The sequence below is a fragment of the Flavobacterium sp. genome (assembly GCF_020217025.1).
In the GTDB taxonomy this organism is placed as follows: domain Bacteria; phylum Bacteroidota; class Bacteroidia; order Flavobacteriales; family Flavobacteriaceae; genus Flavobacterium.
In genome coordinates this window covers 1-10,000 of record NZ_JAIWOF010000078.1, presented here as the reverse complement: position 1 = coordinate 10,000, position 10,000 = coordinate 1, and the positions used below count along the sequence as shown (strand labels likewise).

Sequence of the window (10,000 nt, the reverse complement as noted above, 5' to 3'; positions counted from 1 at the left end):
AAATTATCTAAAACTTCTGCATCTACTTTCGATTTTCCAGCTACAGCTTTAGTAAGCTTAGAAAAAAAGGACGTTTTCGATTTTTCTAAACCTTTGTCTAAAGTTTGTTTTGCCTCTTCGCTAATAGCTTGTTCTTTCTTATCGGAAGAGAATATTTTTTTAAAAAAACTCATACTAAAATCAGGATTTAAGTTTTTACTACCAACAATTTGCCCACAAATCCATTTATCAGACAAATGTAAAAATAAAAAAGCTACTTTCAAACGAAAGTAGCTCATCTATATAATGTAAAATGAATTATTTCTTTTTCAAGAATTCATCAACTTCCTCTGGAGTCATAACTGATTCAACGAAAGTATAAGCACCAGTTTTTGGAGACTTAACCATTTTGATAGCTTTAGTTAATCTTTTAGAAGCTGTTTGTAAAGTTGCTACGGTTTTCTTTGCCATGACTTATCTTATTTAATTTCTTTGTGAACAGTTACTCTTTTTAAGATTGGATTAAATTTTTTAATCTCTAATCTATCTGGAGTGTTTTTTTTATTTTTTGTAGTAATGTAACGAGATGTCCCAGGAACTCCTGAAGTCTTGTGCTCTGTACATTCTAAAATAACTTGGATTCTATTACCTTTCTTTGCCATTTTGATCTATGTTTTAAGGATTATACAGATTTAACAAATCCGTTAGCTTTTGCATTTTTCAATACAGCAGCAATTCCATTTTTATTAATCGTTTTTAAAGCAGCGGTTGAAATTTTCAACGTTACCCATCTATCTTCTTCAGGAATATAAAAACGTTTTTTAACTAAGTTAACAGAGAATTTTCTCTTTGTTTTATTCATAGCGTGAGAAACATTGTTTCCTACCATCGCTCTTTTACCTGTAAGTTCACAAACTCTTGACATTATTTCTAATCTTTATTTCGTTATCTAAAATCAGGGTGCAAAGAAACAAAATCGATTTCATATACACAACTATCTTTTACTATTTTTTTAAAATTTCTTTATAAATGAGTTCCAATGCTTTACTCACCCCTCTATCAATCACCTTTTCACGCGGTTGACCAAAGTTAAATTCTTCTACAAAAACTTCATTATACATAGCAATTCCAATAAAAACTGTTCCTAATTCAGCATCTTCATCGCCTTTTGTTGGACCAGCGTTTCCTGTTGTTGCAATAGCACAATCAGAATTCATAACTTTTTGAACCGATTTAGCCATTTCTTTTGCTACTTCAGTACTTACAACTCCATGCTTTGCAATCAAATTTTCATCAATATCTAAAACATCAATTTTAACTTGAGTAGCATAACTCACCACACTTCCTTTGAAATAATTTGATGCTCCTGGAACTGCTGACAAAGTTGCCGCTATTTTTCCACCTGTACAACTTTCTGCCGTTGAAATTGTTAGTTTTTTTTCCGTTAACAATCTTCCTAAAACCACCTCAATTGGCTCATCTTCATTATAGCCTACAATAATGTCATGAATCAACAGATCAAGCTTTTCAACTTGATGTTTTATTTCATTTTTCAACAACTCTTCATTCGTTCCTCTTGCTGTTAATCTCAAGCGAACTTTTCCTGGACTAGGCAAATAAGCCAATTTTATAAAATCCGGTAAATTATCTTCCCATTCTTCAATTTGTTCTGCAATCATACTTTCACCACGACCATACGTCATAATAGTTTGATGCACAATATACGGGCGCTCAAATTTTTGAACCAAATTTGGAATTACTTCGTTATCAATTAAATACTTCATTTCGTAAGGAACTCCTGGCAATGAAATAAAAACGGTATTTTCCTTCTCCATCCACATTCCTGGCGCCGTTCCTGCTTGATTAAAAAGCACTTTTGCTTTGGTTGGCACTAATGCTTGCTCTCTATTGATTTGTGTAATTGGTCGCTTATAAATTCCTTCAATAATAGACTTTACATGAACCAAAACCGCATCATTTTCAACTAAATTATCTTCGAAATAATCGCAAAAAGTTTTCTTAGTAATATCGTCTTTAGTTGGACCTAATCCACCCGTTACAATAACGACATCCACTTTATTTTGAAGTGAATGAAAAGTATCTAAAATATGTTGTTTATCATCGGAAATTGACAACATTTCATGCGTTGCAATCCCAATTTTATCAAGGGCTTTTGCAATGTAAGAAGAGTTCGTGTCAACAATTTGGCCAATAAGAATTTCATCGCCAATGGTAACTATAGCAGCTTTCATTTTAAATATTTAATAGATTTTGGGGAATTTTAAAATAGAATCTTACAGTTTGAAATCTTTTTTAATTTCTTTAACTGCTAAATCAATTCTATCTTTTAACGACTTGAATACTTCTTTAATTTCTTTTCGTTTGCCTTCGGCTTTTGCCCAAGTCATGATTTGGATATTTTCTTCATAAGCCAAATCCATGCCAAGTAAATCCAATGTAGGTTTTATTTTATGACATGAAGAATAAGTTCTAGTATAGTCTTTTTCAGCAATTGCGTCTTTTATGGATTTTATTTCAGCAGGAACTTCCTCCAAAAATAAAGTCACAATTTGTAATGCAAATTCAATATCATTTTCTGAAATTTCATATACTTTCGCTAAATTATATTGTAATGCCATAACTACCTAATTTGAATTTTAAACATCGATTTTCCTTCTATAAAACCCTCTAAAACATCACCTTCAGTTACTTTTGCAACACCTTTTGGAGTTCCTGTAAAAATAATATCTCCAATTTTTAATGTAAAATATTGTGAAACATAAGCAATTAACTCATCAATTTTCCACAACATTAAACTAGTATTACCCTCCTGAACAGTGGTTCCATTTGATTTTAACTCAAAGTTAATATTTTCTAACGAAGTATAATTTTTTTTCGATGTAAAGCTCCCAATTACCGCTGAATGGTCAAATGCCTTTGCTTTTTCCCAAGGTAACCCCCTCTCTTTCAACTTAGTTTGCACATCTCGAGCTGTAAAATCGATTCCTAAACCAATTTCTTCGTAATATTTATGAGCAAATTTAGCGTCGATGTGTTTACCCACTTTACAAATTTTAACCAAAATTTCCACTTCATGATGAATATCATTACTAAAAGCAGGAATCACAAATGGATTTTTGTTAGGCAAAATAGAAGAATCGGGTTTCATGAAGATAACCGGTTCTGTTGGTCTTTCATTATTTAATTCCGAAATATGGTCAGCGTAATTGCGTCCGATACAGATTATTTTCATTTTTCTTGGGTTAAGGGTAAATGGTTAAGAGTAATGGGCAAAACATTTTACCTTTCACCCATTACCTTTTACCTTATTTCGTATTTAACTTTCTTAATTTAATTCCTGTCAAAACTTTTTTAGTATACAACGGAAAATCCGCATTTTGAATCCAACCGAAATAACCTGGCTCTTTATCAAAAACATCATCTACTAAAGCGCCTTTATGCTTTCCGAAGGTGAAAATTTCTTTTCCTTCATTATTTAAAGCGATGAATCCAGCAAAATCAACTGATTTTTTACGTGTTGTGAATTCAGCTAATGATTTCATATCATTTTCTAAATTCTCGTAACGATCCAATTGTGCTTTTAAGATTTCGTAAGTTGCCATCGTATCCGCTTCGGCACTATGCGCATTTTCTAAACTTTGTCCGCAATAGAATTTGTAAGCCGCACTTAAAGTACGTTCTTCCATTTTATGGAAAATCGTTTGCACATCAACTGAAACTCGGTTTTTCATATCAAAATCAACTTCTGCACGTAATAATTCTTCAGCTAAAAGCGGAATATCAAATCGGTCCGAATTAAATCCAGCCAAATCCGAATCTTTAATCATGTTATGAATTTGGGATGCTAATTCTTTGAATGTTGGCTCGTTCGCTACTTTTTCATCTGTAATTCCGTGAACCGCTGTAGTTTGTGGCGGAATTGGAATGGTAGGATTTACCAACCAAGTTTTACTTTCTTTATTTCCGTTTGGATATACTTTAAATATTGAGATTTCTACAATTCGGTCTCTTGCTACATCAATTCCAGTAGTTTCAAGGTCGAAAAAGCAGATTGGGCGTGTTAATTTTAATTCCATAGCGATTTTATATGTGACAAAGATAGAAAAACCCGATAGCTTTTAAAACTATCGGGTTTACATTTATAATTTATTCTCAGATTAGAAATCTCTATTTACGTCAAACGCTTCTAAATAATCCGCAACGCGTTTTACAAAACTTCCTCCTAAAGCTCCATCAACAACTCTGTGGTCATATGAATGCGATAAGAACATTTTTTGACGGATTCCAATGAAATCACCTTCTGGAGTTTCGATAACTGCTGGTACTTTTCTGATAGCACCCAAAGCTAAAATACCTACTTGTGGTTGGTTGATAATTGGTGTTCCGAAAACAGAACCAAAAGTTCCTACATTCGTTACAGTATAAGTTCCACCTTGTGTATCGTCTGGTTTTAATTTTCCTGCTTTTGCACGGTTCCCTAAATCGTTAACTGCTTTTGCCATTCCAACTAAATTTAATTGGTCTGCGTTTTTGATTACAGGAACGATTAAGTTTCCATTAGGTAAAGCTGCCGCCATTCCTAAGTTGATATTTTTACGTTTGATGATAAAATCACCATCAACTGAAATGTTCATTCCTGGGAAATCTTTCAATGCTTTTGCTACCGCTTCCATGAAGATTGGCGTGAAAGTTAACTTCTCACCTTCTCTCTTTTCGAAAGCGTTTTTAACTTTATCTCTCCATTTAACGATGTTGGTAACATCAACTTCAATGAATGATTGAACGTGAGCCGAAGTTTGTACCGAAGCTACCATGTAACCCGAAATCAACTTACGCATTCTGTCCATTTCAACAATCTCATCACCACCATTTACAGAAACTGGAACAGCTTGAGATACTGGAGCTGGAGTTGCTTTTGGAGCCGCCGCTGGTGTAGCCACAACTGCAGGCTGACTTCCTCTATTTTTGATATAATTTAATAAATCTTCTTTATTAACGCGGCCATCTTTACCAGAACCAGCAATAGATTCTAATTCTGCTAATGAAATTCCTTCTTCTTTCGCAATGTTTTTAACTAAAGGTGAAAAGAATTTATCTGATGCCGAAAAATCTGCTGGCGCAACAGTTTCTTTTGCTGCTTCAACTGCTTTCGCAACTTCTGCAACTGCAACTGGCGCTTCTGCTTTAACTTCTGGAGTTGATGCAACTGCACCACCTTCGGTTTCGATAATAGCGATTGTTTGTCCTACTTGAACTACATCATCGGTATTAAATAAAATTTCAACAAGTGTTCCTGCAACTTCTGAAGGCACTTCGCTGTCTACTTTATCAGTAGCGATTTCAAGTACTGCTTCGTCCATTTCAACTTTATCACCAACTTTCTTTAACCAGTTAGTAACTGTTGCTTCTGCAACACTTTCACCCATTTTAGGTAATTTCAATTCAAACTTTGCCATATCTTTAAACTAAAGTTGTGTTTTTGTATTTGGTTTGCAAAAATACTAATTTTTTTCAGGTTGTGTAATGAATTATTCAAAATTTGATAAAAATAATACTTCACCAATATCATTAGAATGATTGCTTCCAATGATATAATTTGAATCAGATAAAAAATTCTTAAAAATTACATTTTTCGACCTATTTTTCACCATGTAATCTATTATTTCTTTATTAGAAAAAGAATCTGTATCAAAAATAATTTCATAATTAATATTTGGATTGATTTTGAAATTTTCAAATTTCGAATACAAAATTACAGCAGAAAAACATTTAATATTTCTATCCTCTTTGGTAAAAAACACGATTTCATCTGTTTTAAATGTTCTATTCTTTTGCTGATTCTTCTTCAAAAGACTAAAAACGAAACTTCCAACTTGCATCATCACATCAAAAAACCATGATTTCTTGAAGTGTTTTTTATAAAAAAACTGCATCGCCTCACGGAAACGTTTCATATAGGTCCCATCTCGAACCGTACTTTCTCCTTTATAATGAATCACCGAAGTTTCGTGAAAGTAATAATTCGATTTTCCTGTTTTCAAAACCAAATAACTCAAATCAATATCATCCGAATACATGAAGCAATTTTCATCAAAACCACCAACTTCGAGATACAAGTCGCGTTTCATTACCATAAAAGCTCCCACTAAAATATCCACTTTGCCTGATTCGTTTTCAGACAAATGTTGGGCGTAATATTTTCCGAAATAATTGGAGATTTTATACAATCCGAAAATCTTCGTAAAAGCCACCCAAGGAGTTGGAACGCCACGTTTGCTTTCGGGAAGGAAATTTCCAGCACCGTCGATTAATTTGCAACCGATGATACCAGTGTTCAGTGTCCAGTTTTCAGTGTTCAGTATTTTGGCAAAAGTATCTTCTGCAACCACAGTATCTGGATTCAAAATACAAACATAATCGCCTTTCGCTTGAGCAACTCCAATGTTATTTCCTTTTGGAAAACCTAAATTAGCTGCGTTTTCAATGAGTTTGATGTGCGGAAATTTGGTTTTCATCATCTCACAACTATCATCTGATGAAGCATTATCTATGACAATAATTTCGCCATCAATGCCTTCTAATGCTTTTTGAACACTGAGAACACATTGCTCTAAAAAATAGCGCACATTATAATTAAGGATGATAACGGATAGTTGCATGAATTTAATTTTCAATATTCAATTAGCCAATGTGCCAATTGATTGACAAGTCAAAGTTGCAATATTTATTTATGAAATACAAAAATACGAATTTGAAATAATAAAGCTATTTTTGCAAAACGATTGGCATATTGCCATATTGTCTAATTGACAAATTAAAAAATGAATTACTTATCAGTCGAAAATATCTCAAAATCTTATGGCGAACGTGTTTTGTTTGACAACGTTTCGTTTGGAATTAATAAAGATCAAAAAATAGCTTTTATCGCTAAAAACGGTTCGGGAAAAACTACCATTATGAATATGATTAATGGTTTGGATGAACCTGATACCGGTCAAGTGGTAGTTCGAAAAGAGATTAACATGGCATTTCTGTCGCAAAACAATAATTTGCAAGACGAATTAACCATTGAGGAAAATATTTTTGCTTCGGATAATGAAATTCTGAAAGTAATTGAACGCTACGAAAAAGCTTTAGAAAATCCGAATGACGAAGAAGCCTATCAAAGAGCTTTTGATGATATGGATCGCCACAATGCTTGGGATTTTGAAACGCAATTCAAGCAAATTTTGTACAAACTGAAGTTGGAAGACTTGAAAATGAAAGTCAAAAACATGTCGGGTGGACAAAAAAAGCGTTTATCGTTAGCCATTATTCTGATTAGCAAACCTGATTTATTGATTTTAGACGAGCCAACCAATCACTTGGATTTAGAGATGATTGAATGGTTAGAAGACTATTTTGCAAAAGAAAACATCACGTTGTTTATGGTGACGCACGACCGTTTCTTTTTAGAGCGTGTTTGTAATGAAATCATCGAATTAGACAACGGAAAAATCTATCAATACAAAGGGAATTATTCGTATTATTTAGAGAAAAAAGAAGAACGATTGGCTTCTGAAAACGCAAGTATTGACAAAGCACAGAATTTGTTCGTAAAAGAATTAGCTTGGATGCGTCGTCAACCAAAGGCTAGAACGACTAAATCAAAATCGCGCCAAGATGATTTTTACGTCATTAAAGAAAAAGCCGAAAGTCGAAGAAAGGAAAATGTAGTAGAGTTGGAAATCAACATGGAGCGCATGGGAAGCAAGATTATCGAAATGGTAAAATTGAACAAAAATTTCCCTGACCGAACCATTTTAAAAGATTTCAGTTATTCCTTTCAACGTGGTGAACGTATCGGTATTATTGGTAAAAACGGAACTGGAAAATCGACTTTCTTGAACATTTTAACACAAACTATCCAACCCGATTCAGGAAAAGTAATTATTGGTGATACGATTAAAATTGGCTATTACACGCAAAGCGGAATCAATCCAAAACCAGGACAAAAAGTTATTGATATTATCAAAGAATATGGCGAATATATTCCGTTAACGAAAGGTAAAATTATTTCCGCTTCGCAATTATTGGAGCGCTTTTTATTTGATGCCAAAAAACAATACGATTTCGTAGAAAAATTAAGTGGTGGCGAATTGAAACGTTTGTATTTATGTACGGTTTTAATTCAAAATCCAAATTTCTTGATTTTGGATGAACCAACGAATGACTTGGATATTGTAACACTGAACGTTTTAGAAAGTTTCCTTTTAGATTATCCAGGATGTTTATTAGTGGTGAGTCACGATAGATATTTCATGGATAAAATTGTAGACCACTTATTTGTTTTTAGAGGTGAAGGCGAGATTGAAGATTTCCCCGGAAATTATTCTGATTTTAGAGCATATGAAGATTCGGCTGAACCAAAAGTTTTGAATTCGGTTAGTACTGAAAAGACAAATTGGAAAGAAAAACAAACGGCTTCAACTGGTTTGAGTTTCAATGAACAAAAGGAATTCAATAAAATTGAAAAAGAAATCAAAGATTTAGAATACAATAAAAAGCAAATCGAACAAGAATTCGCCGACGGAAAAGTTTCAGATGATAAAATTGAAGCAAAAGCTAATGAATTGCAAAAAATCATTCAAACTTTAGAAGAAAAAGAAGAACGTTGGTTTGAATTGAGTTCGAAAATGGAATAAAAAAGTAATTAGTGAATAGTAATTAGTGAATAGTCAAACTAATTACTATTCTCTTTTCACTAATCACTATAAAATGCAGCATTTAATCAAATCCTACCTAAAATTCCTTTTCCATTCCAAAAACGAACATGGAGTGCATTCGCCATTTGTATTTGATTTGGTTACGAAATGTTTTTATGATGCAACTAAATACCCAGAATACGAAGTATTAAAATCGTATAGAAAATCACTTTTAGAAAATAAAAACACAATTGATGTAACGGATTTTGGGGCTGGTTCACGCGTATTTAAATCGAATACAAGAGAAATCTCAAAAATTGCACAAACGGCAGGAATTACTCCAAAAAATGCAGAACTACTTTTTAGAATCGTTCGTTATTTTCAACCTAAAAGTATTTTAGAAATTGGCACTTCTTTAGGATTGGCGACTTCTGCACTTTCGTTGGGAAACGACAAAGCAAAAATTATCACTTTAGAAGGTTGTCCGAATACGCAAAAGCAAGCGCAAGTTCAATTGCAAGAACAAAATTCAAATTTTCAAAATATTGAATTCGTTAATACCGAATTTTCAAGCTATTTTAAAACCCTTGACATTTCACCCATTACCCATCACCTAATTTATTTCGATGGCAACCATTCCAAAAAAGCTACTTTAGATTATTTTGAGGCTTTACTTCCTACGATTTCAAATGATTCTGTTTGGATTTTCGATGATATTCATTGGTCAGCTGACATGGAAGAAGCTTGGGAAATCATAAAAAAACATCCAAAAGTTTCGGTTACGATTGATACGTTTCAATGGGGAATTGTGTTTTTTAGAGCCGAGCAAGAAAAAGAACATTTCATCATCAATCCGAATAAAACGATTAGTTCGCATCTGTTTGAAAGAATTCGTTTTTAGTTGTAACAAAATTTATATTTTCGCACTAATAATCAAACATCTATAAATTGATTATTATGAAAAATCAATCTTTTTTTAAATCAACGTATTTCAAATTTATACTTCCTTTTGTAGTCGTACTAGGAATAATTTATTTGTTTAAATCAGGATATAAATTTGGTCAATGGCTATATATAATGATAAATTAAATCATTGTTTTACTTCATTTATGTAACAAATTCCTTTCTTTTTCTACTTATTATAGTATTACATCAATAATATTGTCATCTCGAGTGAAGTCGAGAGGCTAAATTCTAATTTCATTATGGCAAATCCGTTAATTAAAATAACCAATATTAAAAGAGATTTCCCTTTAGGAAACGAAATCGTGTATGTGTTAAAAGGCATCGATTTAGAAATCAACAAAGGGGAATAT

The 10,000-nt window shown here is 32.8% G+C and carries 11 protein-coding genes and 2 pseudogenes; 3 read left to right on the top strand and 10 right to left on the bottom strand.

Annotated elements, in window-relative coordinates:
* The 10 genes and pseudogenes from LDL23_RS03800 to LDL23_RS03755 form a co-directional block, all read right to left on the bottom strand.
* Positions 1 to 278: pseudogene (locus LDL23_RS03800) on the bottom strand (hypothetical protein); the annotation flags it as partial.
* A 19-nt stretch (positions 279 to 297) separates the two neighbouring features.
* Positions 298 to 450, bottom strand: coding sequence for a DUF4295 domain-containing protein (locus LDL23_RS03795; protein WP_014389076.1), 153 nt, complete (start codon positions 448 to 450; stop codon positions 298 to 300).
* An 8-nt stretch (positions 451 to 458) separates the two neighbouring features.
* Positions 459 to 641: a 50S ribosomal protein L33 gene (gene rpmG / locus LDL23_RS03790; RefSeq protein WP_008253902.1), complete on the bottom strand. Its 183-nt coding sequence runs from the start codon at positions 639 to 641 to the stop codon at positions 459 to 461.
* A 20-nt stretch (positions 642 to 661) separates the two neighbouring features.
* Entirely contained in the window at positions 662 to 904 is a 243-nt protein-coding gene (gene rpmB / locus LDL23_RS03785; RefSeq protein WP_008253904.1) for a 50S ribosomal protein L28, read from the bottom strand.
* A 79-nt stretch (positions 905 to 983) separates the two neighbouring features.
* The gene (locus LDL23_RS03780; protein ID WP_291264519.1) at positions 984 to 2,231 is read right to left on the bottom strand and encodes a competence/damage-inducible protein A; all 1,248 of its coding nucleotides are present in this window, start codon (positions 2,229 to 2,231) and stop codon (positions 984 to 986) included.
* A gap of 42 nt (positions 2,232 to 2,273) precedes the next feature.
* Complete coding sequence (locus LDL23_RS03775; protein WP_291264518.1) at positions 2,274 to 2,618, bottom strand: histidine kinase; 345 nt, start codon at positions 2,616 to 2,618, stop codon at positions 2,274 to 2,276.
* Positions 2,619 to 2,620: 2 nt separating this feature from the next.
* Entirely contained in the window at positions 2,621 to 3,232 is a 612-nt protein-coding gene (locus tag LDL23_RS03770; RefSeq protein ID WP_291264517.1) for a fumarylacetoacetate hydrolase family protein, read from the bottom strand.
* A gap of 73 nt (positions 3,233 to 3,305) precedes the next feature.
* Complete coding sequence (locus LDL23_RS03765; RefSeq protein WP_073580385.1) at positions 3,306 to 4,076, bottom strand: 3'-5' exonuclease; 771 nt, start codon at positions 4,074 to 4,076, stop codon at positions 3,306 to 3,308.
* Positions 4,077 to 4,157: 81 nt separating this feature from the next.
* On the bottom strand, positions 4,158 to 5,456 hold the full coding sequence (locus LDL23_RS03760; RefSeq protein ID WP_291264516.1) for a dihydrolipoamide acetyltransferase family protein: 1,299 nt from the start codon (positions 5,454 to 5,456) through the stop codon (positions 4,158 to 4,160).
* 72 nt (positions 5,457 to 5,528) lie between these two features.
* On the bottom strand, positions 5,529 to 6,659 hold the full coding sequence (locus LDL23_RS03755) for a glycosyltransferase family 2 protein (RefSeq protein WP_291264515.1): 1,131 nt from the start codon (positions 6,657 to 6,659) through the stop codon (positions 5,529 to 5,531).
* A gap of 162 nt (positions 6,660 to 6,821) precedes the next feature.
* On the opposite strand from LDL23_RS03755, the gene LDL23_RS03750 reads away from it, so the two are divergent.
* The 3 genes and pseudogenes from LDL23_RS03750 to LDL23_RS03740 all read left to right on the top strand — a co-directional run.
* A complete protein-coding gene (locus LDL23_RS03750; protein ID WP_291264514.1) occupies positions 6,822 to 8,684 on the top strand; it encodes an ABC-F family ATP-binding cassette domain-containing protein in 1,863 nt (620 codons plus the stop codon).
* A gap of 73 nt (positions 8,685 to 8,757) precedes the next feature.
* A complete protein-coding gene (locus tag LDL23_RS03745; protein WP_291264513.1) occupies positions 8,758 to 9,585 on the top strand; it encodes a class I SAM-dependent methyltransferase in 828 nt (275 codons plus the stop codon).
* A gap of 304 nt (positions 9,586 to 9,889) precedes the next feature.
* Positions 9,890 to 10,000: pseudogene (locus LDL23_RS03740) on the top strand (macrolide ABC transporter ATP-binding protein); the annotation flags it as partial.

Bases quoted from the DNA above. Each gene is read 5' to 3' on its own strand.
- LDL23_RS03795 (WP_014389076.1), bottom strand. From the start codon at position 450: ATGGCAAAGAAAACCGTAGCAACTTTACAAACAGCTTCTAAAAGATTA.
- LDL23_RS03770 (WP_291264517.1), bottom strand. From the start codon at position 3,232: ATGAAAATAATCTGTATCGGACGCAATTACGCTGACCATATTTCGGAA.
- rpmB (WP_008253904.1), bottom strand. From the start codon at position 904: ATGTCAAGAGTTTGTGAACTTACAGGTAAAAGAGCGATGGTAGGAAAC.
- rpmG (WP_008253902.1), bottom strand. From the start codon at position 641: ATGGCAAAGAAAGGTAATAGAATCCAAGTTATTTTAGAATGTACAGAG.
- LDL23_RS03745 (WP_291264513.1), top strand. From the start codon at position 8,758: ATGCAGCATTTAATCAAATCCTACCTAAAATTCCTTTTCCATTCCAAA.
- LDL23_RS03765 (WP_073580385.1), bottom strand. From the start codon at position 4,076: ATGGAATTAAAATTAACACGCCCAATCTGCTTTTTCGACCTTGAAACT.
- LDL23_RS03760 (WP_291264516.1), bottom strand. From the start codon at position 5,456: ATGGCAAAGTTTGAATTGAAATTACCTAAAATGGGTGAAAGTGTTGCA.
- LDL23_RS03775 (WP_291264518.1), bottom strand. From the start codon at position 2,618: ATGGCATTACAATATAATTTAGCGAAAGTATATGAAATTTCAGAAAAT.
- LDL23_RS03755 (WP_291264515.1), bottom strand. From the start codon at position 6,659: ATGCAACTATCCGTTATCATCCTTAATTATAATGTGCGCTATTTTTTA.
- LDL23_RS03750 (WP_291264514.1), top strand. From the start codon at position 6,822: ATGAATTACTTATCAGTCGAAAATATCTCAAAATCTTATGGCGAACGT.
- LDL23_RS03780 (WP_291264519.1), bottom strand. From the start codon at position 2,231: ATGAAAGCTGCTATAGTTACCATTGGCGATGAAATTCTTATTGGCCAA.